The 26,206-nt window shown below is 44.9% G+C and carries 19 protein-coding genes; 14 read left to right on the top strand and 5 right to left on the bottom strand.

Annotation, left to right across the window (positions count from 1 at the left end; translation table 11 throughout):
* Nucleotides 1–63 precede the first annotated feature (63 nt).
* The 5 genes from L6468_RS12015 to L6468_RS11995 all read left to right on the top strand — a co-directional run bounded on the left by L6468_RS12015 (nucleotide 64) and on the right by L6468_RS11995 (nucleotide 9,846).
* Entirely contained in the window at nucleotides 64–2,697 is a 2,634-nt protein-coding gene (locus L6468_RS12015) for an N-6 DNA methylase (RefSeq protein ID WP_237793420.1), read from the top strand.
* On the top strand, nucleotides 2,690–3,619 hold the full coding sequence (locus tag L6468_RS12010) for a hypothetical protein (RefSeq protein WP_237793419.1): 930 nt from the start codon (nucleotides 2,690–2,692) through the stop codon (nucleotides 3,617–3,619). Before L6468_RS12015 ends, L6468_RS12010 begins: the two co-directional genes overlap by 8 nt.
* Nucleotides 3,620–3,778: 159 nt before the next feature.
* Nucleotides 3,779–5,299, top strand: a complete 1,521-nt coding sequence (locus tag L6468_RS12005; protein WP_237793418.1) for a class I SAM-dependent DNA methyltransferase — start codon at nucleotides 3,779–3,781, stop codon at nucleotides 5,297–5,299.
* A complete protein-coding gene (locus L6468_RS12000) occupies nucleotides 5,296–6,468 on the top strand; it encodes a restriction endonuclease subunit S (protein WP_237793417.1) in 1,173 nt (390 codons plus the stop codon). Before L6468_RS12005 ends, L6468_RS12000 begins: the two co-directional genes overlap by 4 nt.
* Nucleotides 6,469–6,504: 36 nt before the next feature.
* Nucleotides 6,505–9,846, top strand: coding sequence for a type I restriction endonuclease subunit R (locus L6468_RS11995; RefSeq protein WP_237793416.1), 3,342 nt, complete (start codon nucleotides 6,505–6,507; stop codon nucleotides 9,844–9,846).
* 460 nt (nucleotides 9,847–10,306) lie between these two features.
* Here L6468_RS11995 and L6468_RS11990 read toward each other — a convergent pair whose 3' ends face one another.
* Nucleotides 10,307–10,837, bottom strand: coding sequence for a hypothetical protein (locus L6468_RS11990; protein WP_237793415.1), 531 nt, complete (start codon nucleotides 10,835–10,837; stop codon nucleotides 10,307–10,309).
* A gap of 87 nt (nucleotides 10,838–10,924) precedes the next feature.
* Here L6468_RS11990 and L6468_RS11985 point away from each other — a divergent pair, with 87 nt between their 5' ends.
* The 9 genes from L6468_RS11985 to L6468_RS11945 all read left to right on the top strand — a co-directional run bounded on the left by L6468_RS11985 (nucleotide 10,925) and on the right by L6468_RS11945 (nucleotide 19,766).
* A complete protein-coding gene (locus L6468_RS11985) occupies nucleotides 10,925–11,389 on the top strand; it encodes a hypothetical protein (protein WP_237793414.1) in 465 nt (154 codons plus the stop codon).
* Between the two features lie 63 nt (nucleotides 11,390–11,452).
* Nucleotides 11,453–12,394 (top strand): ADP-ribosylglycohydrolase family protein, encoded by a 942-nt coding sequence (locus tag L6468_RS11980; protein WP_237793413.1) that lies wholly within the window; start codon nucleotides 11,453–11,455, stop codon nucleotides 12,392–12,394.
* A 428-nt stretch (nucleotides 12,395–12,822) separates the two neighbouring features.
* Nucleotides 12,823–13,131: a nucleotidyltransferase domain-containing protein gene (locus tag L6468_RS11975; protein WP_091818507.1), complete on the top strand. Its 309-nt coding sequence runs from the start codon at nucleotides 12,823–12,825 to the stop codon at nucleotides 13,129–13,131.
* The gene (locus L6468_RS11970) at nucleotides 13,128–13,562 is read left to right on the top strand and encodes a HEPN domain-containing protein (RefSeq protein ID WP_237793412.1); all 435 of its coding nucleotides are present in this window, start codon (nucleotides 13,128–13,130) and stop codon (nucleotides 13,560–13,562) included. Before L6468_RS11975 ends, L6468_RS11970 begins: the two co-directional genes overlap by 4 nt.
* A gap of 408 nt (nucleotides 13,563–13,970) precedes the next feature.
* Nucleotides 13,971–14,984 carry a sensor histidine kinase gene (locus L6468_RS11965; RefSeq protein ID WP_237793411.1) on the top strand — a complete coding sequence of 338 codons (1,014 nt, stop codon included), beginning with the start codon at nucleotides 13,971–13,973 and terminating at the stop codon, nucleotides 14,982–14,984.
* On the top strand, nucleotides 14,981–16,279 hold the full coding sequence (locus tag L6468_RS11960) for an NCS2 family permease (protein ID WP_237793410.1): 1,299 nt from the start codon (nucleotides 14,981–14,983) through the stop codon (nucleotides 16,277–16,279). Before L6468_RS11965 ends, L6468_RS11960 begins: the two co-directional genes overlap by 4 nt.
* Before the next feature lie 425 nt (nucleotides 16,280–16,704).
* Nucleotides 16,705–17,922 carry a cell division protein FtsZ gene (gene ftsZ, locus L6468_RS11955; protein WP_237793409.1) on the top strand — a complete coding sequence of 406 codons (1,218 nt, stop codon included), beginning with the start codon at nucleotides 16,705–16,707 and terminating at the stop codon, nucleotides 17,920–17,922.
* A gap of 5 nt (nucleotides 17,923–17,927) precedes the next feature.
* On the top strand, nucleotides 17,928–18,515 hold the full coding sequence (locus L6468_RS11950; RefSeq protein WP_091818508.1) for a hypothetical protein: 588 nt from the start codon (nucleotides 17,928–17,930) through the stop codon (nucleotides 18,513–18,515).
* A gap of 174 nt (nucleotides 18,516–18,689) precedes the next feature.
* Nucleotides 18,690–19,766, top strand: a complete 1,077-nt coding sequence (locus L6468_RS11945) for a transposase (protein ID WP_237793408.1) — start codon at nucleotides 18,690–18,692, stop codon at nucleotides 19,764–19,766.
* 303 nt (nucleotides 19,767–20,069) lie between these two features.
* On the opposite strand, the gene L6468_RS11940 is transcribed toward L6468_RS11945, so the two are convergent.
* The 4 genes from L6468_RS11940 to purL all read right to left on the bottom strand — a co-directional run bounded on the left by L6468_RS11940 (nucleotide 20,070) and on the right by purL (nucleotide 26,084).
* Nucleotides 20,070–21,089 (bottom strand): family 43 glycosylhydrolase, encoded by a 1,020-nt coding sequence (locus L6468_RS11940; protein WP_431356689.1) that lies wholly within the window; start codon nucleotides 21,087–21,089, stop codon nucleotides 20,070–20,072.
* Between the two features lie 47 nt (nucleotides 21,090–21,136).
* A complete protein-coding gene (locus L6468_RS11935; protein WP_237793407.1) occupies nucleotides 21,137–21,718 on the bottom strand; it encodes a chromate transporter in 582 nt (193 codons plus the stop codon).
* Between the two features lie 50 nt (nucleotides 21,719–21,768).
* On the bottom strand, nucleotides 21,769–22,311 hold the full coding sequence (locus tag L6468_RS11930) for a chromate transporter (RefSeq protein ID WP_237796679.1): 543 nt from the start codon (nucleotides 22,309–22,311) through the stop codon (nucleotides 21,769–21,771).
* Between the two features lie 62 nt (nucleotides 22,312–22,373).
* Nucleotides 22,374–26,084: a phosphoribosylformylglycinamidine synthase gene (purL, locus tag L6468_RS11925; protein ID WP_237793406.1), complete on the bottom strand. Its 3,711-nt coding sequence runs from the start codon at nucleotides 26,082–26,084 to the stop codon at nucleotides 22,374–22,376.
* Between the last annotated feature and the right edge of the window lie 122 nt (nucleotides 26,085–26,206).

The raw sequence follows: 26,206 nt of genomic DNA, 5'->3' as shown, positions 1-26,206 counted from the left end.
CCTGCACAGTAAGTGAGTATTTTTGCAGTCGAAAAATGATTGTTTGACTAATTTAGAGTTTAGATGATACAGGACTTGACAAAAGACGAGATGCTTTGGCGTTATGCAAATCTCATGGATTTTATTATAAATGAGATTGAAAAAAATGGCATTGAAAAGTTGCCGGAAGATAAGGATGTAGATTATTTAAACGACCTTATTAGTGGATCTCTTGTCTATTTACAGAAAGCTGGTGCAATTAGTATCATTCTTAATAATGATGAGAAAGTTGGCTGTGCCATGTTTACAGCAAGTCGTGAAGAATGCATAAAAACATCTTGGATTGAACCAGATGAGGACGAGATAACATATGGCGATCGCCCGAATAACAAGAAAATACCTGTTCCTGTTCTTTTCGATGAGAAGGGAAATGAGAAATATACAAAAATCTCTCTTGTATTTAACTTCCCAAATTCAAATATCGGAAGGCTTTGCAAGAGAATGATAGCGTATCTTCGCAATAGTTGTAAGGAGGATGTGAATGTGATAAACTCTGTAGTATTCCTGAAATACTGTGTGAAAGAGGAGTTTTATATTTCATGTCTTCGTCGACTTATGCTTTTCGCTTTCGTTGATGATCACTGGACTTCATCATTGCAGATCCCTACAGAAGTAGATGATATTATTGCAATGGTTATGGAAGATGAGGCGCAAGATGTTTACGATCCTTTTATGCGTACAGGGTTAAACTTGTTCTATGCAAGAGGCAAATATCATGCTCAAGCTACTAACAAGTACTATATGTATGCAACTATGTTGTGGGCAGGAGTAATGGGATTTGATACCGAGCATATAGAATATGCAGATTGCGTTAGTAGTTGGGATGCCACAGATTGTGATTTCATCATTGTAACTCCGGAATTTGATCAAGAGGTAGTTACTTCTAATGGTGAAACAGAATCTATTAGTTCTTTTTCTTTGGAGAAAGTTCTTGGTTCTATGAATGTTGAAAATCGTAGAGCTATCTTATTGTTGCCTGCAAGTGCCCTTACTTCAAATGGTAAGACAGCAAAACTTCGTCATGATATAACAGAAGCTAATTTGCTTGATACTGTTGTCCTTTTACCTGCAAATGTGTTTAATAAAACCAGTATTGCAGCCACAATAATCTACTTAAAGACAGGACGTAAACAGGGTGACCCTATTACATTTGTGGATTTGTCTTCGTTTGTCAAAGACAAAGATGAATATGAAGAGTTACAGGATGAAGAGAAAGATACCATAGATATCGATAAGGTTAAAGAGGTTATTGATAAGATTGACAAAATGTATATCAATGAGGTTCCTGTAAACGATGTCAAGGAGAGAGAATACGAGTGGTACGTTCCTAACTATATGGACTCTGTAACGCAGGTTCCTGCTGGCTATCGTAAAGAAATGCTTAGCGAAATTCTAGAGCCTATGGAAGAAGACGGTATGATGTTACACTCTGGATATATTGTCAGAGAAGAATACCTTGCTTCTAATCCGTTTGAGGAATATGAACAGAATCCCAAATTAGGTAAGCGTTTCTTATCACTAATTAACCATGAAGACAAGGAGGATGATGCAGAAGAAGATGCTGATATTTATGACGTGTATAAAGGTTCCCCCTTTGTCGTACAATATGGTGAGAAGGAGCTGAAGACTTATTACCATGAGTTTGTGACTAATTTTGATTTGTTTAGGAACGTATCTGTCCCTAAAAGCTGTGCTGCATATCGAATCAATCCTGATTTGATAGATGTAAATTACTTAAGGCTTCTTCTTGCTCAGATTGATAAAGAGTCAAATGGAGAACTGAGACGGAATGGCATTAAGCGCTGGTCAGGTGGCAAAGGCATTGACCCTGTTCTTCTTATACCTCTTTCTCTTGAGGAACAGAGACGTATCTATGAGGATGCAAAGTTAAACGCTGCCGTTGAAAAAGCAAGGAAAGAGGGATTGGACAAAGCTATCGACTCCATGAAGCAGGAGTATATGATGGAGGTTCGTATGCGTAAGCATGACATGAAGCCATTCCTTTCTCAGCTTGATAGTCAGGCAAAGTTAATAACCTTCTATTTGGATAAAATTGAGGGGAATAATGAACTAGTATCTTCAATACGCCAGAAACTGACAGGTATCTCAAATGCTGTGTCTGAACTGCGTCTTCATCTTAATCGCCTTACTGAAGAGGATATCTATGGTTCACCAGAAGTCATGAATCCGTTAGAAATACTTAATGAATTGACAGGTACATTCTCCAACTATTCTGTTGCATTGGAGGTTGATATGGTCGCCCTCAAAGAGGCAAAGATTGATACTCCAGAAATCTTTATTAGTAAGGTAGATTTCTCTACTTTGGCAACTACCATTATAGAGAATGCTGTCACTCATGCATTCACAGGTGAAGGTGTAGAATATAAAGTTCTGATTACTTTGTCTTACAATGCAAACAAGGATGTTTTCACCATAGACTTCAAGAATGATGGCAATCCTATGCCGCAAGGCATGGACAAGTTCCGTTATGGGCTTAAAGGCGAGAAAGGTGCCAAGTCTCATGGCACAGGTCTTGGTGGTTATCGTGTTAAATCAATAACTCGTCATTATAAAGGTGATTATGATGTTTTCTGTAATAGAACGCAGAAAACTACTACAATACGAGTAATGTTCCCTAAATATAACTCTCATGAATAAATATAAAATACTTTGGATTGACGATCAGTATGAACTCCTTAGTGAGTTGATGGAACGTTGTGAGGTGGTTAATGGTTTTGAGATAACCAAATGTCGCTTTGCAAAAGAGGGCATGATAACATTTGAAAGCCATCTTGAAGAATGGTCTGCCGTTGTTCTTGATGCAAAAGTTCTTATGGAATCTCTTAATGAGGTGCCTAACCTGAGTGGTTTGCGTTATTGTCGTGATCGTATTAACGAATTAAAGCCTCGCCGCTATGTTCCTATGTTTGTCTTTACTGGTCAACCTGATTTGATTTCAAATGAGATGTTTGAGAATATGGTTGACAAGTATTATTCAAAGGGTGATGATGACGATCAACTGATAGCAGACATTATCTCCGCTGCCGACCAACAGGAAGATACTCAAATTGTCCATAAGCATCAAACCGTCTTTGACGCTTGGCCAGAGTCAAAACATGACCTTCTACGCATACTGAAAGTTTTAGAAAAAGAAGATTGGCAGAACAACTCCGTTTTGAATGACATTCGTAAGATTATGAGCGATGTTATGAACAAACTGTATGATCGTGGTTTTTGTTCTGTAAAGCATGATGGTTCAAATCTCGCAGCTTGCAGCTATGCACTTGGACAAAGATATATGGAAGATATTATTCCTGTTCATATTCAAAGAGGTATTCACTCATTAGTAGATGTTACCAATCCTGGTTCACATCGAACGAAAATTGATTCTGACGTTGCAAGTGGTAAGGCTCCCTATTTAATACGAGCTCTTATATATGAAATGCTCAATGTGTTATGTTGGGGTAAAGTATTGAATGTCATTGATGATCCTGAAATGGTAAGAAAAGCAATAGATGTTGCTAAGTACAACTACGAAAAGAAGGTCGAAGAAAGAAAATACAAGAAGAATATACAATAAATTTTGACCTACGCAGAAAACCTGCACAGTAAGTCATTATCTTTGCACCCAGAAACGCAAAATAACGCTGAAAGAGGATAAAACTCGTGTGATATTTGCATAATAAGTGAATTATTTATATTTTTGCAGAAAGATTGATTTACAGACTATACAAGATTTATGATTACAGGCGAGATAAAGAATAAGATTGACCAGATTTGGGATACCTTCTTTGTGGCAGGTATTACTAATCCCATCACAGTATTGGAGCAGATGACCTATATCTTCTTCATGAAACTGCTCGATGACAAGCAGCTGCAGGAAGAGGAGAATGCTCGCGACTGGGGTGTGGAAATCCAGAATCCCACATTCCTTGACGGGCAGCTATGGGTGAATCCTGAGGCTGTTTCTGATGAAGAGAAGAAGGGTGTTCCATACGAGAATCTTCGCTGGCATGTGTTTAAGAACTTTGGTTCTGACAACATGTTCAAGATTGTTCGCCAAAGTGTGTTTGAGTTTATCAAGCATATCGGAACAGGTGAGGAAAGTGCCTACAGTCGCTATATGAAGTCTGCCATATTCCTTATCCCCAATGCTCGCACCCTTACAAAGGTTGTTGATGGTGTGGATGCCCTCGACATGAACAATCGTGATGCTATGGGCGATGTATATGAATACATTCTTGGCAAGATGGCAGCATCTGGCACTAATGGCCAGTTCCGTACTCCTCGCCACATCATCCGCATGATTGTGGAAATGATGGAGCCAACCCCCAAAGACTATATCTGCGACCCTGCAATGGGTAGTGCTGGATTCCTTGTTGAGGCAGTCAAGTATATCAAGGAGAATTATGGTACGGCCATGTATGCAGCAGACGAAGTTCACCACATGAAGACATCCATGATCAATGGTTACGATACAGATCAGACGATGCTTCGCATAGGTGCCATGAACCTGCTGCTTCATGACATTACTGCTCCAGAACTTGCATGGCGCGACTCGTTGTCAGAACAGAATGATGATCAGAGTTGCTATACGCTCATCATGGCAAATCCTCCTTTTGCAGGCAGTCTGGACAAGGGCAATGTAAACAAGAAGATTCTAGCATACGCCAATACCAGCAAGACAGAGCTCTTGTTCCTTGCTCAGTTTGTGCGCTCTTTGGAGGTTGGTGGCCGTTGTGCCAGCATTGTTCCTGATGGCGTATTGTTTGGCACCAGCAAGGCCCATATAGCCATTCGTAAGGAGATTGTAGATAATCAGCAACTGAAGGCTGTCATCTCTATGCCAAGTGGCGTCTTCAAGCCTTACGCTGGAGTAAGTACTGCTGTTCTTGTCTTCTCAAAGACGAACAGTGGTGGTACTGACAAGGTGTGGTTCTATGATATGAAGGCCGATGGCTTCAGTCTTGACGACAAGCGAAGCCCTATCAGCGAGAACGATATTCCTGATGTTGTAGCTCGCTACCATAATCTGAAGGCGGAAGAATCTCGCAGTCGCAAGGAGCAGAGCTTCTTTGTTCCTGTTGAAGAGATTCGCCAGAACAACTACGACCTTTCTATCAACAAATACAAGGAGATAGAGAGGGAGAAGGTAGAGTATGAACCCGTTGCAGACATCCTTACACGTCTTGAAAAGACAGAAGGAGAATATCTGAAGGGATATAGCGAACTGTATAAGATGTTGGAGAAGGTCGTATGAGAGAAGGGTGGACATATAAGAAACTAGGAGAGGTTTGCGAAAGTGACCTCGGAAAGACTTTGAATTCTTCAAAAGACACAGGAGAAATGCGTCCATATCTTTGTGCGATAAATATACTTTGGGACAAGATAGATTTCACGACTTTAAAGCAAACAAGATTTGAGGAGTCTGAATTAGAACGATATACTGTTAGGAAAGGAGATCTCCTCATCTGTGAAGGCGGTGAAATAGGACGTGCTGCCATATGGGACAAAGACTATTCAATACAATATCAGAATGCTCTCCATCGTGTCAGATTCACAGACGGCGTAGCAGCACGTTTTTGTCTGTACTTTTTCATGCATCTAAAGAAAAGTGGTATTCTTGATGGGCGATATGGAAAGGGAGTTACAATCAAACATTTGGTAAAATCATCCCTAATGTCTATCCCTATTCCTGTTGCTCCAATAGAAAACCAACTATCCATTGTTGCGGAACTTGACAAGATTAACGAGCTGATAAGCCTGAAGAAGGCTCAGTTGAGTGACCTCGACAGTCTTGCTCAAAGCATATTCTATGATATGTTTGGTGACCCCATTGAAAACGAAAAAGGATGGGAAGTAAAGAAGTTGGGGGAAATATCTTCCGTAAAGACTGGTCCATTTGGCTCAATGTTACATAAAGAGGACTATATTTCAAATGGTATTCCTTTGGTTAATCCTATTCATATAAAAGATTATCGTGTAATTGCTGATATGGATTTCACAATTTCGGATGAAAAAGCCAGAGAGCTAAATGCTTATATTCTTCGAAAGAATGATGTCATATTTGCAAGAAGGGGAGATATTGGTAGATGTGCTGTTATCTCTGACAAAGAGAATGGATATCTGTGTGGAACAGGCAGCTTGTTTGTTAGATTTGAGCAGGAAGTGATTCCACAGTATATTATGTATATTATTCGATCAAGTTCTTTTATAAAGGAACTTATTTCAAAGGCAAAAGGAGCTACGATGCTTAATCTTAATTCAACAACAATAGCATCATTAGGTATTCCTCTTCCCCCTCTCTCTCTTCAGCAAGAATTTGCAAAGAGAATTGAGTTGATTGAGCAGCAGAAAGCGCAAGTCAGTTCTACGATAAAAGACCTGGAAACATTGCTCGCATCAAGAATGCAGTATTGGTTTGACTAAGAATAAGTGAGTGTTTGACTAAAAACGTTAAGTGATATGAAGAATTTCGACTTTATCCAACTTTTGGCTGATAAGATTCCGAGCTTCAGCAAACTGCATGCGTATTGCGATAAGGCTGAAATATTTCAGAACTCTTTTCCTGAAGAGTCTGCAACTAATGCCCGCAAGGCATTGGAATGGCTGGTGAAGCACCATCTCGCTATGGCATCAGCAAAGGTGGAGAAACAGGAAACACTTAACGATATGCTGAAGCATCCAGAGATGGATGCCTTCGTCAACTATGACTGGGAGTTTCAGAAGAACATCTATACCGTCAAGAAGTTTGGTAACTATGCTTCTCATACAGGAACACAAGAAATCAAGAAGAATGATGCCTTTATCTGCTTGAGGTCCCTTTTCTATGTGGTGGAGGGCTTCCTGTATCGTTGGAAGGCAATCAAGAACATGGTAGCCTTTGATGCTACCCTGGTGCCGCAAGTGCTGCCTGGAATGCAGGTGTTAACTACTCCTGAGCCACAAGTGTCGCAAGAGGTTGTTGACAGTGTTCCCAAGGAGGTGATAGAAAACCCTGTCAAGCCTGTAGAAACACCTAAGGAGTCGCTTGCCAGCGAGGCTGTCACAAGAAGATGTCTCATAGACTATATGCTGAATGAAGCAAAGTGGGATATCCTGACTGTCAAGGGCGACATACAAGGTGGAAAGGCCTGCATTGAGGTAGAGGTGGAAGGCATGCCAACGCCAAGCGGTAAGGGCTATTGCGACTATGTACTGTTTAGCAGGGGTGGTAAGCCTTTGGCAGTCATAGAAGCAAAGAGTACCATACAGAATGCAGGAAAAGGCAGAGCGCAGGCAATACTGTATGCTGAATGTTTGGAAAAGAAATATGGTGTCCGACCTGTCATCTACTATACCAATGGTTATGTGACAAAGGTTATTGACGGCTTGGGATATCCTGACAGGGATGTCATATCATTCCATAGTCATGACGACCTGGAATATATCATGCAGAAACGTGGCAGGGCTGGCATCAAGGACTTGACCATAGACGAGACGATTACTGACAGACCTTATCAGAAGACAGCCATCAAGAGTCTGGTGGAATGGCTCAACATGAAGCATCGTCGTGGATTGCTAGTGCTGGCTACTGGTACAGGAAAAACACGAGTGAGCATCTCGCTATGCAAGCTGCTGGCGAATAACGACTGGATAAAGAATGTGTTGTTCCTTGCTGACAGAACAGAATTGGTCAGTCAGGCAAGGGGTAACTTTGAAAAACTGTTGCCCAGTGAGTCGATGGCGTCATTATCAGACGATGATGAGCCAGACTTGGACGCCCGGTTCATATTCTCCACCTACCAGACGATGATCAACTACATCAATGAGTATGATGTGAAGTTCAGCGTGGGACATTTTGACCTGATTATCATAGATGAGGCCCACAGATCTGTATTTGGAAAGTATGGAGCCATCTTCCAATACTTCGATTCGTTGTTGATAGGTCTGACAGCAACACCTCGCGACGAGATAGACAAGAATACCTTCAGATTGCTGGAGCTGGAGAATGAACCCAACTTTGAGTATACCTTTGACGAGGCAGTAGATGACGGATACCTTGTGTCTTACAAGGCAAAGCGTCATTACTCGAAGATGATAAACAAAGGCATCAAGTATGACGAACTGACTCCTGAACAGCGTGAGGAACTGGAAAAGGTTTGGGATTACGAGAAGATGCTGAAGGGCATTGACCCCAATGCGGAATACCATCGAGATATTGAAGGAAACGAGATATTCCGTTACCTCATCAATGATGATACTATAGACAATGTATTGTCAGAGCTGATGGAAAACGGCTTGAAGATTAAGAGTGGCGAAGATATAGGAAAGATGATTATCTTTGCCTATAATCACAAGCATGCTGAAAGAATAGTAGAACGCTTCCACGCACTATTCCCTAATCGTGGAGCAGACTATTGTCAGTTGATAGACAATCAGGTGAAGTACCATGATAAGCTGATAGCAAAATTCAAGGTTGCGGAAAGCATGCCTCAGATAGCTGTCAGCGTGGATATGCTCGACACAGGCATTGATGTGCCAGAAGTATTGAATCTGGTCTTCTTCAAGATTGTGAAGTCAAAGATAAAGTTTGAGCAGATGATAGGTCGGGGTACTCGCCTTTGTCCTGACATCTTCGGAGAGGGTAAGGACAAAGAATGCTTCTATATCTTTGACTGGTGCGGCAACTTTGATTATTTCTCAAAGAAACCTGATGGCATAGATGCTTCAAACAGCAAGTCTTTGACAGAAAGACTCTTCTCTCTGCGACTGGATATCGCAAAGGAACTGCAGAGTGCTGAGCATCAGGAGAAGGCTTTTGACAAGAAGATGCATGATGACCTGAAGGTGCTTTTGTATCAACAGGTAAACGGCATTGTGAAAGAGCGCAAGGATGCTCGCCCATATTGGAACATCATAGAGCCCTTCCGAGACAAGGATAAATGGACTTATATCTCAGAGGTAGATGTGTTGCGCCTGAAGGAAATAGGGAAGCTGATACCACAAGATGACGATGATGAATCGGCAAAGAAATTTGATGTCATCATGCTTCATCTTCAGTTGGCTCATATCGACTCTACAGTTCGTGTGGGACAGTTTAGGCAGGTTGTAGTAAATGTTGCTGCCCATCTGGAAAAGAAGGGCTCAATACCTGCTGTGATGAAGCGTATAGACACAATACGACTGGTTCAGCAACCACAATTCTGGGCGAATGAAAGCCTAGACAGTCTTGAAAGAGTCAGGACAGAACTGAGAGACCTGATAAAGCTGCTGGAAGGTACTAGGAAGAAAGAGAAGTTTATTATTGACATTGAAGACCCATACGTAACAGTAGAGGGAGGAGAAGATACTGTTATCCGTACTTCTTACAAGCAGAGAGTGGTAGATTATCTGGCCCAGAACACAGGTAATCCTACACTTCAGAAGATACAGCAGTTTGAGCAGTTGACAGCAGAGGACTTCAAAGAACTGGAGCGAGTCTTCTTTGAGGAACTTGGCAGTCGTGAAGAGTTTGACGAACTGGCAGAGGGGCATCCATATAAAACAAATGTGGCTGCATTCATTCGTGTTGTCAATGGCATAGACAGAAAGAAGGCCCTCCTGATATATCAGAAGTTTATCAACGACAATAACCTGACTTCAGACCAAGAAAGATATCTTAAGAATATTCTCGACTATGTCAGCGTAAATGGCGATATCGAGGTGAAGAACTTCCTGGAGTATCCGTTAAAGGCATTCAACTGGCGAGTTACCTTTGGCGATAATTTTGTCAGTCTAAAGGATTTCGTCAAGGAAATCCATCAGGTCATTTCTATTTCGGCATAAAGTACAGAGGGGACGGGTGAGTGTCTCGCTCCGATGGAAGATGGCCGATGGCTGATGTTCGAGGACTGATTAACCTAGAAGCAAAAACGATATTACTGACTTGCAATCCGTCTTCTATAGGATAGTAAAAAATGCTTTAGCCTGCTCTCAGGCGGCTATCACTCTGCTCCTAGGCTGCTCCTAGGCTGCTCCGTGGTGCACTCAAGAGCGAGGCTAGAGTATGGGTGATAGCTGAGAACAGGGACACATGATAGATGCAAGACAATCACAGCTAAGAAAAACTCCCTACTTCACGACTTGGTAGTTTGGGAATAAAAAAAGGCTCAAATATTTGGAAGTTACAAAAAAACTTCCTATCTTTGCAGCGTGAATGAGAGTTGCATATAGGCGCGATTTTATCAAGCTCCGCAACCGTTCTAATATAACAAAGCCGTTGGTCGAGTACCTGCGGCTTTTGTTTTTAATGGGACGGTGCCCCTGGATTGAGCTGTTCAATGGTTGACATAATCTCTTGACGTGTCTGTATACTTGCATTCACCACAACGGCTTCACCATTGTATACCACAAAGCATTCGGCAATCATGCCATTCACAAAATCAGCTTTCCTTCTGGAAATGTATTTTGATAGTTCGAAGGAACGCACTTGCAAAATATGTTCGTCAAGATCAATGACAACAATTTTACAGCCCTGTTTCTTTGCAGCCTTAAAACTTGCCGTAATCCCCCTCTCTCCTAGAATACCTTTTCTGTCGCCTAGCTCTCCGTCAATGGTATACTCTGGATTCTTATGGCCAAAAGAAAATGTATGAGAATTGATAATGATAGTGATATCTGCAAAAGAATGAAGAATGGCACGGGCTGCTCGGATATTGCTATGTAATTCTCGTTGGTCAGCGTTTACACTAATAAGTAAGCGCTGACCATATATTTCATCTTCTATGAAATCTGCAGGTGTAATCATAATCAGTCTGCAAAGGTAGTAAAAAATCATATTTTCACAAGCCTTGCGGAGCAAAATTGCTTGGTTGCGGAGTTAGAAATGACTAACTTCGCAACCAAATTTAATTTTGTAGTACATATGACGGATTACGAGTACATTATTCAGCAAGTGAAGAAATTCCATTTCACTAAGTGGGATGAGAATGTGCTGAGGGAATGCCTGTCGATTTTGCCAAACCTGACGAGGGAAGAATTGGTGAGTATCTATCGCAGTAGATTGCTAGACGAAAAGCATTCGCTGAAGCAGACTGCTTTTAAAGTACTGTTTGCAGACAAAGTTGGTAAACGAGAGGAGCGCATCAGAAATCTGCCAATAGATGAGTTGATAGAGGAGTTCAAGGATAAGAAAAGTGGTAACGTTGCACTTATTCGTAAAGAGCTTCGTGAGCGATATAAAGCAGGTAAGGATAAGCAAAAGATTGCAGGAATATTCAATGTCTCTACGAAGAGTGACCTGCAATGGGTGAAGAATCAAGTACGTAAAGAGCAATATGGTGACTCGAATAGTCATAATTATCAATGGAAGAAAACATCATGGAAATGAATGAGTGTAAGGAACAAGTTTGAGAATTATTTCGTATATTTGCAAAATAAAAGAAAAGTATCTATGGGAAAGGTGAAAATGTTAGGGGCGTTAGCAGGTGACATCATAGGATCACCATATGAGTTTTATAACACGAAGTCAACAGACTTTGAGTTGTTTACAAAATGGACTAAGTTTACGGATGACTCAGTGATGACGCTGGCTGTAGCGAAATGGCTCATGGAAGATGCCGAACATAGTCCCCGGCATCTGATAAGATGTATGCAGGAACTTGGACGTCGCTATCCGAGAGCAGGATATGGTGGCAACTTTAGTTGTTGGCTAAGACAGGAGAATCCCCAGCCCTATAAAAGTTGGGGTAATGGTGCAGGCATGCGTGTCAGCCCTGTAGGTCTGTATGCTAAAACGCTGGATGAGGCCTTGGAGTTAGCAAGTATTACGGCTTCTGTCAGTCACAACCATTCTGAAGGTATAAAAGGGGCACAGGCAATAGCCGCAAGTGTATATCTCTGCAAGGAAGGACAATCGAAACAGAAAATCAAAGAGTATGTGGAGCAGACGTTTGGGTATAATCTTAGCAGGACCATAGATGAGATCCGTCCCAATTACGCTTTTGATGTTTCTTGTCAGGGAAGTGTTCCTGAAGCGATTATTGCTTTCTTGGAAGGTAATTCCTTTGAAGAAGTGATACGCCTGGCTATCTCTATTGGTGGTGACTCTGATACTATCGGCTGTATGGCAGGTGCTATTGCTGCATGCAGGTATCCTATACCTGATGACATTGCTGAAAAATGTGATGTCTATCTGACTGAGGATTTGCGAGATATTAAGGATAGATTTTGTGACTTCATCGCCCAAAGGAATCCTTGTGGAAAGAAACAACAAGGAATAATAAAGGTAGGTGTCCTATATAACAAATTGATGGATACCTTAAAGAGAATAATGGCTAGCAGAAACAGTACAGAGGGGACGGGTGAGTGTCTCGCTCCGATGAGAAAAGTCTGATGTTTGAGGCCTGATTCCATGCTTTAGCCTGCTCTTAGGCAGCAATCACTCTGCTCCTAGGCAGCAATCACTCTGCTCCTAGGCTGCTCCGTGGTGCACTCATGAAGCAGGCTAGAGTATGGCAGCAGTATGGCTAGGGTAAGGCTAGAGTAAGGCTAGACTATGGCAGCAGTATGGCTAAAGCGAGGGAAGAGGTCTGATGTCTGAGGGCTGATGGCGGGAGATGTAAGAGGGAAGATGTAAGAGGGCGCTTGGCGAGCATAGCGAGAATTTTGCTATCCATGCCAGTTGGTGTAGAAAGCGATAAAATATATAGTCATAGGGTGTGTGGACTCGATCTTGCGTATAGCATAAGTGGGTCGTCATTATGGGATTTTTTATTGAAATATTTGGAGACTATTGTTTTTTTTTCTATCTTTGCAACAGATATGAGACGAACGGAAATCACCAATTCCATAAAGGAGGCTCTGAAAAGCGTTCCTTACAAAATGGAAGCAAGGCTTTACGGTAGTGAAGCCAGAGGTGATGCTCGTCCTGATTCAGATATAGATTTGTTGATTTTGGTAGATCAGCCAACTGTGACAGGGAAAGATGAGGATGCCATTTTCGCACCTCTTTATCAGTTGGAATTGCAGTCTGGCGTTATTATCAATCCGCTAATTATACCAAAATCCCAATGGGGCGCTAATGTCAGTCCTTTCTATATCAACGTGGAAAACGAAGGAGTGGTTCTATGAACAAAACGTTAACCCAAGAGCAGAGAATAAGTATTGTACGCTATCGTATTGAAAGTGCAGAAAATACATTGGCAGAGGTGGAGACCCATCGAGCCAATGGCTTTTATAATACTGCAGTAAATAGGTTATATTATGCTTGCTATTATGCTGCAACAGCCATATTAATAGCTAATGGTATTGAGGTAAAGTCACATGACGGCGTACGAATGAATCTGGGAAAGTTTATTGTTCAAGAAGGTATCCTTACTCCAGAACTAGGAAGGTATTTCAGTCGTCTGTTTTCAAAGCGTTCCACTGGTGATTATGACGATTTCTTTAATCATAGTATAGAAACCGTTGACGAATTGATGCCAGATGCTAAACTGTTTATCCAGACTATCAAAGACTGGATAGAATTGTGGTTGAAAGAACAAGAACAATCAGCGCAATAATAACCAAGAATTCCAAAACGTCTATAACAAAAAAAATCCCCATCTCACGACGGGGATCCCTCAACCATTTTTGCTATGAAAAAAAATAACCTAATAATTAGAATTAAGTTTTCCTGATTATTAATGATAATTCTAAGTGAAATTTATTGATAGGGATGAAAAGGCTGCCTGCAGAGTAGTGATGTTTTTTTCATTCATATGCTTTTGTCGTTTGCTTCCTGTGATTGTTTTGATAGTTTATCGATGAATATACTTACAAAAATATCAATATTTGGCCGAATAACTGATAAAAATGCATCAAATTTTGCATAATTTACTGTGCGGTGCTTATTTTTACGTCTTTTTTCTTTGTTTTTTGTTTTGATTTTTCGTATCTTTGCCAGCAAATAATGCAAAATCATTTGAGTTATGCGATTCTATAAGGTGTCGGCTTATGTCTTTCTGTCCCTGACATTGCTTTTTATCTCGATGCCCGTATGGGCTGATGCCGTGCAAGTTGATTCGCTTGGCATACTCAATGAGCTGAGGTCACAAAACGAGTTGCTCCAACAGCGTTCGCGATTCACAACGGGTGGATTAGCCATGATTCTGACCATTACCGCTATGTTGGTCTTTCTGGTTATCAACAACCGCTGGAATCATAGGTTGTCGATAAAGAACAGGCAACTGGAGCGCGAGCGCAATGTCGTGGTGGCGCAGAACAAGCAGTTGGCCGTGGAGCGCGACCGTGCTGAGCAGGCCCTGAATGTTAAGACATCTTTTGTGCAGAGCATGACTCATGAGATTCGTACTCCTTTGAATGCTATCAGTGGATTCAGTCAGGTGCTGGCTACGCCTGGCATTGACATCCCTCAGGAAGAGAGACTTGAGCTCAGTACTCGCATTCAGGAGAATACCCGACAACTTACTACCATCCTTGACGACTTAATCTTGATTTCCGACTTGGAGAGCAATTGTTCCACTCCACCTCTTGAGGACTGTCCTGCCACTGCCATTGTAGGATTTGCTGCTGATGCTTTTCGTCCGCTGGTTCCCGCCACGTTGACGTTTAATATTGACAATAAGGTGGATGAAGATTTGATTGTCAGGACCAATCCGCATATGATTAATACCATTCTTCAGAAATTGTTGAGCAATGCGGTGAAATTTACCAGCCAGGGCGGTATCACGCTTTGTCTGAATAGTTCCGATGACCATCTTTGTATTTCCGTAGTTGATACTGGTCCTGGTATTCCTGCAGATAAGAGGGATTTTGTGTTTGAGCGTTTCTCAAAACTCGATAGTTTTGTTCCTGGCACAGGACTTGGCCTCTCTATTGCACGCATGATTGCCGAGCGCATCCATGGCACTCTGACCCTTGATACAAGTTATGTTCGCGGGGCAAAATTCGATCTTATTATACCCATCCATTTCGACGTATGAAAGAAAGATTCCTTGCATTGATGGGCTTCTCCGTTCATCGCCATAGCCTTAAAACAGAGATAGTCTCTGGTCTGACCACTTTTACCACCATGGTTTATATCCTGGCTTTGTTGCCTGCCATGATGGAACCACTCCGAGCTTTGGGCTTTCCCGTTGACACCGTGTTCACTGCTTCTATTCTGGCTACTATCGTGGGCACGCTGCTCATGGCTTTTCTCGCCAAACGTCCCTTTGGCCAGGCTCCAGGTCTCACGCTCAACATCTTTTTTATTCAGACGGTCTGTCTGTCGTTGGGCTATCCTTGGCAGTTTGCCCTGACGGCTGTCCTGATTGAGGGAATACTGTTTGTGCTGCTTTGTATCGGTAACCTCCGTCAGATCATTTTTGAGCTTGTGCCATCTTCACTGAAGTATGCCATTGCTGCTGGCATCGGTTTCTTCATTGCTATGTTGGGTTTCAAGAGTAGTGGTATGCTGGCCGACGGAACTGTATTCAATCATTTGGAGACGTTGAGCACCCCAGCAGCCATTCTCTTCCTTATAGGACTCATCCTGACGGGTTTGTTTGCCATTCTGCGAATTAAGGGCGGTCTGCTGCTCGGCATCGTCTCAGTGACACTTATCGGTATTCCTATGGGAGTGACAACGGTTCCTGATGATGTGTTTTCGATGCCGGTATCACCAGCACCACTTTTCTGCCAGTTTTCATCGGAATTCCTGTTGCAACCGGATCTTTGGGTCTGTGTGCTTATCATGCTATTTTTTGACGTCTTTGATAGTTTGGGAACGATAGTGGGTATCATGGCATGCACCGGACTGATGCGTAAGAATGGTCGTATTCCGCATCTGCGTTCCATCATGCTTAGTGATGCTCTCGCTACGGTGACGGGGGCGTGTCTGGGATGTAGCACTGTGACGACCTATGCAGAGAGTGCCACAGGATTTGCAGAGGGCGGTCGTACCGGTGTTTCTGCCTTTGTTGTGGCGCTGTGTTTCACCGCCAGTCTGTTTCTTGCTCCTCTATTCCTGTCGATCCCTGCTGCAGCCACTGCGCCTGTGATGGTCATGGCAGGTCTTTATCTCTTTGGTTCTGTGCGCCATATCTCGCTTACCAATACTAGAGAGATGTTGCCGGCTTTTCTCACCATCTTGCTGATGCCTGTCACAGGAAGTATCACTGATGGTATTATTGCCGGTCTTTTTTCCTATATCCTTTTTGCTTTCCTGGGTGGATTGGTGAAACGTTTGGTACACCGTCGTCACCCAACGGCAGAGAATGCCGAAGAATTAGTATAGCAGTAGTAGGCCGGGAGTACAGAGGGGACGGGTGAGTGTCTCGCTCCGATGGAAGATGGCCGATGGCTGATGTCTGAGGGCTGATTAACCTAGAAGCAAAAACGATATTACTGACTTGCAATCCGTCTTCTATAGGATAGTAAAAAATGCTTTAGCCTGCTCTTAGGCAGCAATCACTCTGCTCCTAGGCTGCTCCTAGGCTGCTCCGTGGAGCACTCACGAGCGAGGCTAGAGTGTGGCTGATAGCTGAGATCTTTATTCCAAAATACTTTTGTACCTATATAGACAGAATCAAAGAAACATGGATTATCGATTTGACTGACGGGAGGATCTGAGGCACTCAATGATAAGTTGCAAGCCTTGCAATAATTTGCAAATGAAATAATAATTGCTTAACTTTGCAGGAAAATAAAGAAAACGAGGTTATGGGTGATGATATATTAATAGATTTTGGTCCTGTAGAGGATAAGATGCAAGGCATCATCAAGGTGATTGGTGTTGGTGGAGGCGGTTGCAACGCTGTGCGCAACATGAATGACGAGCATATCCCTGGGGTGACGTTTGCCGTTTGTAATACGGATAGTAAATCATTGGCTCCATCGCCTGTTCCTGTCAAGATTCTATTGGGAGAGGGACTTGGTGCTGGAGGCAAACCCGAAGTTGGGCGCTCGGAGGCGGAGAAGAATATTGAGGATATAGAGAAGCTGCTGAGCGATGGGACTAAGATGGTTTTCATCACGGCAAGCATGGGTGGTGGTACAGGTACTGGCTCGGCACCTGTTGTGGCCAGTGTGGCGAAAAGAATGGGTATGCTTACCATCGGCATCGTAACCATTCCTTTCTACTTTGAGAAGACTCAGAAGATTATCCGTGCGCTGAAGGGTGTTGACGAAATGCGAAAGAACGTTGACGCACTCCTGATTATCAACAATGAACGCCTGTGTGATGTCTATGCTGACACACCTATCTCTGTGAAAGAGTCGTTTGCCAGAGCTGACAATATCCTGAAGGAAGCGGTAATCGGTATATCGGAATTGATAACCGTCAACAGCAATGGTGGTATCGACTTGGACTTCCGCGATGTGGAAACGACCATGCGTGATGGTGGAGGTGCTATCATGGCGATGGGCAGGGCAAGCGGAGAAGGGCGTGTGGAGAGAGCTATCAAAAACGCCCTGAATTCACCGCTTTTGTATGGTAGTGATATCACGAAAGCTAAGCGTATTCTCTTTAATATCTATTCTAGTGAAGAAGCGCCTATCATGGTGCCTGAGATGCAGGAGATTGATGATTTCTTCGATAAACTGGATCCAAAGATTGAGGTAATCTGGGGTATCTCGACTGATAATTCCATAGGCGAAGATGCGAAGGTTACTATCTTGGCAACCGGGATGGAAGAGGTTGTCGGCAATGAGGTTGAAGTAAAGGATGATGCCTATTATGAGAGTCTGATACCACTGCTTTACAGGCCCATAGTAAAGCCCGTCCACGAGCCTGCACCAGAGCCGAATTTTGTTGTAGAGCCTGCACCAGAACCGGAGCCTTCTGTTGTCGTGGAAGAGCCTAAGCCTATACGTAAGCCAACTGCATTTGAGAAGTTTACGCAATGGATGAAGAGTATCGCTCAAGAAGCTGATGAATAATGACAATGACGGATAGGACACCTGAGGAAATTGCTGTAGAACTTTCCCAGTTGGTAAGGGAACTGGTTGCTGCTGGACGCAACGATTTGTTGTTGCGCGCTATTGGTGTGTCTGTCTTGGAGGAGTTACGCATCGAAGCAGCAAAGAGCCGTTTAAGCCGACTGCTTGTCACAAAAGACTACAGGATCATCCTTGTAGACTACGGCAATAAGGAGGTGGAGATGACGCCTGTTCACAAGGCCGTCTATCTGTTGTTCCTGAATCATCCTGAGGGCATTGAGTTCAAGAAACTCTGTGAATATCGCAATGAACTTCTTGGATATTATATGGCCACGGCAAAGTTGATGGACAAACAGACTATTGCGGAGAGTGTGGACATGCTGGTGGATCCATTGAATAACTCCATCAATGAGAAGTGTTCACGCATCAAGAGTATTTTCCTCAATATAATGGACCTGTACACCGCCAATTATTACATTATCAGCGGACATACCCAGAAGCATTTCGCTGGTTCTTCTAAAATATGGTATGAGAGACTGAAGAATGTTAAGATACCAAGGGAACTTGTAATAAGAGAAGATAAACAAGTATAGAAGGGGACTGGTCTTTGATGAACCAGCGGAGAAACGCTGGCCACGGTGATGGGGGAAGGAAAAGCGCTGGCCACGGTGATAAGGGGGAGAAAGGGCGGATTTTTGCTTGTTTGTTTGATGGTTTGGTAAATTTGTAGTACCTTTGCGTTGTAAATACTTTAATCATTAAGACAGGTGACAAAAGAGGAGAAGATTGCTGCAGGAATCGTGCTTTCGGAAATAAAGCACAATGGGCACCGTCGTGCCTTTTTTCATGACTATAGTCGTCCTGGGTTATACATGGTAACCATGGTGGTGGCAGGGCGGCAGCGCCTCTTTGGTTGTATTGTAGGACATTCAAGGGGGAAAAGGGGAACGGCGGATTTTCCTCATCTGGAGTATTCCAGGCTTGGCTCCCAGATTATCCATGAGGAGCTGTCAAAGATATCTCAGTTTTACCCCATGGTGGAGGTGTGTAAGGTGGCGCTGATGCCTGACCATGTACACCTGTTGTTAGCTGTGAAGGAGCAATTGCCTCAGGGAAAGCATCTGGGTAGCATCGTGCGTGGCTTTAAGACGGGATGTACCAGGGCTTGGTGGAAGTTGCAGGATGAGGCTGTCATGGCGGATGGTGTGTCTGCTATGACTGTGGCAGAGGCGTCTCCCTCTGGCAAGCGTCCTGTCTTGTTTGAGGATGGTTATCATGACCGTATCCTTATGGGCGATGGCATGCTTGGAAATATCTGTCGCTATATGGACGAGAATCCGTTCAGGGCAAGGCTGAGGGAGGAGCATCCGAACTTGATGCAACGCTGCCTGCATCTGTGGATACATGACCGTGAATATGCTGCTTTTGGTAATCTCTTCCTGCTGAAGAACCCAGAAAGGCTTCAGGTATTTTTCCATCGTAAGGATAAGAAGGGCAGGCTGACGCATCTGACTCCTGAGTATGCAGAAGCAAAAGCGCAGCTGCTGCAGCGGGCGGAAGAGGGGGCTGTGTTGGTTACGCCTGGTATTTCAAAGGGCGAACAGGGTGTTGTTGATGCGGCATTGGACGATCGTCTGCCACTTATATTATTGCAGAAAGAGCAGATCACGGATTATTGGAAACCATCAAAGGAACGGTTCTATGCTTGTGCTACAGGTAAGCTGTTGATTCTGTCGCCTAAGCTGATGCCTGGTGATTCTGACTATGAGCGTTTTCATTCCCTGAATGATTTGGCACATGACATTTGCATTGCCACGGATACACGTCTTTTGAGAATAGGATAAAGGCTTTATTGAAATATGGATGCTATTTCATAGCACAAAAAAAATCCCCATCTCACGACGGGGATCCCTCAACCATTTTTGCTATGAAAAAAAATAACCTAATAATTAGAATTAAGTTTTCCTGATTATTAATGATAACCTAAAACAATGTTTTACCTTTAACTATAAACTCTAACCTTTTCGCTAATCACTAACCATATTTCACGATGCAAAGATAAGCAGATGAAAAAACATGGGAAAATCTGTTCAACGAATTGCCTGTTTTTCTAAGTGAAACTTGTAGGATTGGGATGAGAAGGCGGTCTATTCCAAGTACGGCCACTGGTCACGGGTCCATTTGATGGGCTTCTGGATGAGCAGGGCGGCACCATTGAGACGGGCAGAGTAGCCGTGGCAGATGAAGATGCTCTCGCCGTTCATGTCGTAGGCTGCGCAATGGCCTGCGGCCTCAAACTCCGTTTTGTCGCCCTCCAGGAAGAGAGTGCCTCCGCCGTGAAGCATGTCACGACCTTCGCGGTCGAGATAAGGACCAGTTACCTGTTTTGAGCGTCCTACGGCTACGCGGTAGTTGCTCTGGGCACCACGACAACAGTAGTCCCACGAAACGAAGAGATAATAGTAGCCATCATGCTTCAAGATGAAAGGTGCCTCAATGGCATTGCGTCCGGCAAACTTGGACGTGGGGTTCTCGGCAGCATTGGGATCGTTAGGCTGGTAACGACGGGCAATGGTGACGGGGGGAGAAATGAGAGATGAAAAATGAGAGAGAGTTAATCTTGCAATCTGTATGCCGTCCCAGAAAGAGCCCCATGTGAGCCATGGCTGGTCGTTGTCGTCAATAACGAAGCAGGGATCAATGGCATTCCAGTTGTCACGTTTCTCCTTGGAGGCCACGATACAACCCTCATCTTTCCACTGCCCTGTGAGTGATGAGGCTGACATCAGACCGATGGCTGAAGTGTTCTTGCCAAAGGTGGAGCAGCTGTAGGCCAACCACCAGCGGTCGTGCCAACGGATGATATCCGGAGCCCATACATGGTTGCGGAAACCAGGTACGGAGTCGTGTGTCCATTGCGGAATCTGTTCGATAAACGGCGTGGGTTGCATCACCCATGTCTTGCGGTCTTTCGACGTGGCCCACTGAATGCCCATGCCTGTAGAAAGCAGGTGATAGGTGCCGTTCTCGTAGGCCATCACAGGGTCGTGGGCCATCACGGTATCCGTGGAAAAGGCCATGCGACGGTGGTGGTTGCGAGGCTGGGCATGGAGACAGATGGTACACAGTGCCATCATGCAGAACGGGAGAAGATGTCTTTTAGTCATAGTTTTGTAGTTTTTAGTTAATTATTGATTGATTAATGAATGAATTGTCAGTAGAGCAGCAGGAGGCCTGCGAAACCTGCCATCGCTATCATGTGGATGGGGTTCACCTTATATACCTTGGTGCCGATGAACGTGGCGGCGAAGAGAATCACGCTGATGCAGAACTGCCACATATCCTCGCTGGGTGCGGAGAAATTCTCCTTGTTGCACAGTAAGAGGGTGGCTGCAGCCAGCAGACCGACGACTGCAGGGCGCAGGCCATTGAAGACCGACTGTACTGCGGGTGTGTTCATGTATTTGATGAACATCTTGGCAATGATAATCATCAGGATGAGTGATGGCAGCACAAGGGCAAATGTAGCAACGCAGGAACCAAGGATTGACATAGATGTGCTCAGTCCGGCATTATGGCAAGCCATGTAGCCGCAATAGGTGGCAGAGTTGATGCCAATAGGGCCGGGGGTCATCTGACTGATAGCCACAATATCAGTAAACTGGGTCGTGGTAATCCAGTCGGGCACTACCTTCGTCTGAATAAGTGACAGCATGCCGTAGCCTCCTCCGAATCCAAACAGACCAATCTGGAAGAAGGTGACAAACAACTGTATGTATAGAAGAACAATGTCCATTTTCTTTTTTAACAACGAATTATACGAATTACACGAATTCTTTCTTCAAATCATTCCGTTGGCTTGATGTATTTGCCATAGACATAGCCACCGATGCCTGCCGCTAGGATAATATAAATTGGTGATACACCCAAAAGCCAGATCAGCAACGCTCCTGCAATCGGTATCCAGCAGTTGACCCACGATATCTTGGCGCTCTTGGCCAGATTGAACGTAGGTACGGCAATGAGTGCTACCACCGCAGGACGGATGCCGCGGAAGATGGCTGCTACCACGGGATTATCCTCGAAACGATGGAAGAACATGGCTATCATGAGGATGATGAGGAACGAGGGTAGGGCAGTGCCAAGGGCGGTGGCGATGGCGCCACGAATCTTGCGCAGTTTGTAGCCGATGAAGATGCTGATGTTGATAGCAAAGACACCCGGACAACTCTGTGCAATGGCGATGAGGTCGAGAAACTCCTCACGCGACACCCATTTCTTCTTGTTTACCACTTCCTCCTCTATCAAGGGTATCATGGCATATCCACCACCAAGGGTGAATATGCCAATGTGAAAGAAAGTCTTAAATGAATCCCAATAGATATTCATTATTTTCATATTATAGGATAACCTAGGATATCCTAGGAAAGCCTAGGATTTCCAGAATTCTCCTAGATTCTTTCCTCTACCCACTTACGTGCGTTGACGAAGGCCTCAATCCAAGGTGTTACCTCGTCATTGCGGCGGTCAGCTGGATACCATGCGTTCTGCCAGGGGAATACGGCACGCTCCAGGTGAGGCATCATGCAGAGATGACGGCCATCGGCAGAGCAGATACCTGCCACATTGTAGTCAGAACCGTTAGGATTAGCGGGATAGCCAGCATAGTTGTACTTCGCAATCACGTTGTAAGCACTCTCAGCCTCGGGCAGTGAGAACTTACCTTCTCCGTGGGCTACCCACAGACCGAGCTTGTTGCCGCTCAGAGAACCGAACATCACAGAGTTGTTCTGGGGAATGCTCAACGAGATGAACTCACTCTCGAACTTGTGAGAGTCGTTGTGCAGCATCTTGGCACCCTTGGCACCTGTCAGGCCGAGTTCAACCATCAGCTGACAACCGTTACAGATACCCAGTGAGAGGGTGTCCTCGCGGGCATAGAACTTATCCAGTGCCTCCTTAGCCTTAGGATTGAAGAGGAAGGCACCAGCCCAACCCTTAGCAGAACCAAGTACGTCGGAGTTAGAGAAACCACCGCAGAATACAATCATGTTGATATCCTCGAGTGTCTCGCGACCAGAAATCAGGTCGGTCATCATCACGTCCTTCACGTCGAAACCAGCCAGGTACAGGCAGTAAGCCATCTCGCGCTCACCGTTGGTACCCTTCTCACGGATGATGGCTGCCTTGATGCCAGAGGGCTGACGGCGGTCGGCAGAGATGCCATACTGAGAGAGCTTGCCAGTGAAGTCCTTGTTGAACTTCATCTCCAGAGGCTGCTTCTTATAGTTAGCGAAACGCTCTGCAGCCTTGCCATTGAAGCTCTGCTTGCGGTCGAGCAGGTAAGAAGTCTTATACCATGTGTCACGGAGTGCATCGATGTCGAAAGTCAGCTCCTTGTCGCCAGCCTTTACTACGATGTTGCGGCTCTCAGGTACCGAGTAACCAATCTTGGCAAAGCCTACACCCTGCTCCTCCATGAAGTCGGCAAACTCCTGCTTATGCTCATCGCTTACCTCGATAACCACACCGGGGTTCTCAGCGAAGAGGGCCTTCACTACGTCGCCATCCTTGCAGATGTCGTGCAGGTTGATATGCATACCACCCTTCTGGTTGGCGAAGCACATCTCGAGCAGGGTAGTAATCAAACCACCGGCAGAGATATCGTGACCAGCCAGGATCCATCCGCGGTTGATCATCTCCTGAACAGCCATGAAGGCATCTGCGAAGTACTCAGCGTTCTTCACGGTAGGCACATCGTCGCCTACCTTACCCAGACTCTGGGCAAAGGCAGAACCGCCCAGACGCTGCTCGTCGAATGAGAAGTCGATATGATAGAGAGATGCATTCTTGTCGTTAACCAATACAGGGCTTACCACCTTCTTGATGTCAGAAACCTCGCCACCGGCAGATACGATGACTGTTCCTGGAGAGATAATCTTCTCGCCATTAGGATACTGCTGAGAGAGTGACAGAGAGTCCTTACCTGTAGGTACGTTGATGTGCAGGTCGCAGCAGAAATCGCTCAGCGCCTTAACACCCTCGTACAGACGGGCATCCTCACCCTCCTGAGAGCGGCAGGGCCACATCCAGTTGGCAGAGAGTGAGAGAGAATCCATACCCTCAGCGAGTGGAGCCCAGACGATATTTGTCAGTGCCTCAGCTACAGAGAGCACAGAACCGGCAGCAGGATTAGCCAGACCGGCCTGAGGCGCATGCCCCAGGGCTGTAGCTATACCCTTCACGCCACGATAGTCGAGGGCCACAACACCGCAGTCGCTCAGAGGCAGCTGAATCTCACCCTGACACTGCTGACGTGCAATCTTACCTGTAACCGAACGGTCGACCTTGTTAGTCAACCAGTCCTTACAAGCCACAGCCTCAAGCTGGAGCACGCGGTCGAGGTACTCGTTAATCTTATCCTGACTGTAGGTAACGTCCTGATAGTGGCGCTCTACAGTATTATCCTTCATGATGGTCTTGGGTGAGTGACCGAACATCTGAGCCACATCCAGGTCGAATGGCTTAACGCCGTCGCCCTGCTTGAATGAGAAGTGGGCATCGCCTGTGGTCTCACCAACCACATACAGCGGAGCACGCTCGCGCTCAGCAATCTTACGCACATGTTCGATGTGCTTCTCGTCAATGAGCAAGCCCATACGCTCCTGACTCTCGTTAGCGATGATCTCCTTAGAGCTCAGAGTCTTGTCACCAATTGGCAGTTTGGTCATGTCGATCTCACCACCGCACTCCTCAACGAGCTCAGAGAGACAGTTCAGGTGACCGGCAGAACCGTGGTCGTGGATAGAAACAACGGGGTTCACATCCTCTTCGCAGAGCGCACGCACCAGGTTGTAGGCACGCTTCTGCATTTCAGGGTTAGCACGCTGAACGGCGTTCAGCTCGATACCATTGCTGTAGCGACCGGTATCAACAGATGATACAGAACCGCCACCAAGACCGATGCGGTAGTTATCACCACCTACTACGACCACCTTGTTACCCTTCTGAGGCTCTTTCTTCAGGCAGTCACGCTTAGTACCATAACCAACACCACCAGCCAGCATGATAACCTTGTCATAAGCATACTTGGTGTCGTTGGGCTCCTGATGTTCAAAGGTAAGCACAGAACCACAAATCAGTGGCTGACCGAACTTGTTACCGAAGTCAGAAGCACCATTTGAAGCCTTGATCAGAATCTGCTCAGGTGTCTGGTACAGCCACTGGCGAACGGGGATGATGTTCTCCCAGTCGCGAGTCAGCTTGTCATCGTCAGTCAGACGGGGGTAGGCTGTCATATATACAGCTGTACCTGCGATAGGCCATGAACCTACGCCACCGCCCATACGGTCGCGGATCTCACCACCAGTACCTGTTGCAGCACCGTTGAATGGCTCTACGGTTGTGGGGAAGTTGTGGGTCTCAGCCTTCAGCGAGATAACGCTCTCGATATCCTTGATGCGGAACCAGTCGCTGGTTGACTGATCAGCAGGAGCAAACTGTTCTACGACAGGTCCCTGCGCAAAGGCCACATTATCTTTATAGGCAGAGAGAATCTTGTTGGGGTTCTCCTGCGTCGTCTTCTTAATCATGGCGAAGAGCGAACTCTCCATCTCCTGGCCGTCAATGATGAATGTACCACCAAAGATCTTGTGACGGCAGTGCTCAGAGTTGATCTGTGCAAAACCGAAAATCTCTGAGTCAGTCAGAGGACGGCCGTTCTGCTTCTCCAGTCCGTGGAGGTATTCAATCTCCTCAGGAGAGAGAGCCAGTCCCTCTTTCTCGTTGTACTCCTCCAGATTGTCCACATACTTAATGGGCTCTGGCTTGATGTTAATCGTAAAGATATCCTGATTCAGTCCTTCGTACATGCGCTGAAGCATCTCGTCGTGCTCGGCATCTTTCGAAGCAACAGCAAAATACTCTTCTATACGAGAAATGCCGCTGAGTCCCATATTCTGAGTTATCTCAACAGCATTCGTTGACCAAGGGGTCACCATTTCGCGACGCGGACCGACGAAGAAACCTTCCATAGTCTGGGCGTCAACAGGCTCGGCATTGCCATAGAGCCAACAAAGTTCTTGTACTTCTGCTTGTGTGAGCTGATGGTCCACCTGCGTGGCAATCACGCTCTTCTGAGGGGTCTTGAAGAAAAGAATCATATTACCTGATTATCTATAAGTTTGAAATTTGGCTGCAAAGGTACAAATAAAAATTGATAATTGATAATTGATAATTGAAAATTTTATTGTACCTTTGCGTCTTGAAAATTAAAATACGATAC

The sequence above is a fragment of the Prevotella communis genome, assembly GCF_022024115.1.
Classification (GTDB): Bacteria; Bacteroidota; Bacteroidia; order Bacteroidales; family Bacteroidaceae; genus Prevotella; species Prevotella communis.
Note: the sequence above shows the minus strand (reverse complement) of the source record. Positions and strands in the feature narration are given on the sequence as shown.

Bases quoted from the DNA above. Each gene is read 5' to 3' on its own strand.
- L6468_RS11935 (WP_237793407.1), bottom strand. From the start codon at position 21,718: ATGGACATTGTTCTTCTATACATACAGTTGTTTGTCACCTTCTTCCAG.
- L6468_RS11975 (WP_091818507.1), top strand. From the start codon at position 12,823: ATGAGACGAACGGAAATCACCAATTCCATAAAGGAGGCTCTGAAAAGC.
- L6468_RS11960 (WP_237793410.1), top strand. From the start codon at position 14,981: ATGAAAGAAAGATTCCTTGCATTGATGGGCTTCTCCGTTCATCGCCAT.
- L6468_RS11985 (WP_237793414.1), top strand. From the start codon at position 10,925: ATGACGGATTACGAGTACATTATTCAGCAAGTGAAGAAATTCCATTTC.
- purL (WP_237793406.1), bottom strand. From the start codon at position 26,084: ATGATTCTTTTCTTCAAGACCCCTCAGAAGAGCGTGATTGCCACGCAG.
- L6468_RS11930 (WP_237796679.1), bottom strand. From the start codon at position 22,311: ATGAATATCTATTGGGATTCATTTAAGACTTTCTTTCACATTGGCATA.
- L6468_RS12015 (WP_237793420.1), top strand. From the start codon at position 64: ATGATACAGGACTTGACAAAAGACGAGATGCTTTGGCGTTATGCAAAT.
- L6468_RS11950 (WP_091818508.1), top strand. From the start codon at position 17,928: ATGACGGATAGGACACCTGAGGAAATTGCTGTAGAACTTTCCCAGTTG.
- L6468_RS11965 (WP_237793411.1), top strand. From the start codon at position 13,971: ATGCGATTCTATAAGGTGTCGGCTTATGTCTTTCTGTCCCTGACATTG.
- L6468_RS11990 (WP_237793415.1), bottom strand. From the start codon at position 10,837: ATGATTTTTTACTACCTTTGCAGACTGATTATGATTACACCTGCAGAT.
- L6468_RS11980 (WP_237793413.1), top strand. From the start codon at position 11,453: ATGGGAAAGGTGAAAATGTTAGGGGCGTTAGCAGGTGACATCATAGGA.
- L6468_RS12010 (WP_237793419.1), top strand. From the start codon at position 2,690: ATGAATAAATATAAAATACTTTGGATTGACGATCAGTATGAACTCCTT.
- L6468_RS11995 (WP_237793416.1), top strand. From the start codon at position 6,505: ATGAAGAATTTCGACTTTATCCAACTTTTGGCTGATAAGATTCCGAGC.
- L6468_RS12000 (WP_237793417.1), top strand. From the start codon at position 5,296: ATGAGAGAAGGGTGGACATATAAGAAACTAGGAGAGGTTTGCGAAAGT.
- ftsZ (WP_237793409.1), top strand. From the start codon at position 16,705: ATGGGTGATGATATATTAATAGATTTTGGTCCTGTAGAGGATAAGATG.
- L6468_RS12005 (WP_237793418.1), top strand. From the start codon at position 3,779: ATGATTACAGGCGAGATAAAGAATAAGATTGACCAGATTTGGGATACC.
- L6468_RS11970 (WP_237793412.1), top strand. From the start codon at position 13,128: ATGAACAAAACGTTAACCCAAGAGCAGAGAATAAGTATTGTACGCTAT.
- L6468_RS11940 (WP_431356689.1), bottom strand. From the start codon at position 21,089: ATGACTAAAAGACATCTTCTCCCGTTCTGCATGATGGCACTGTGTACC.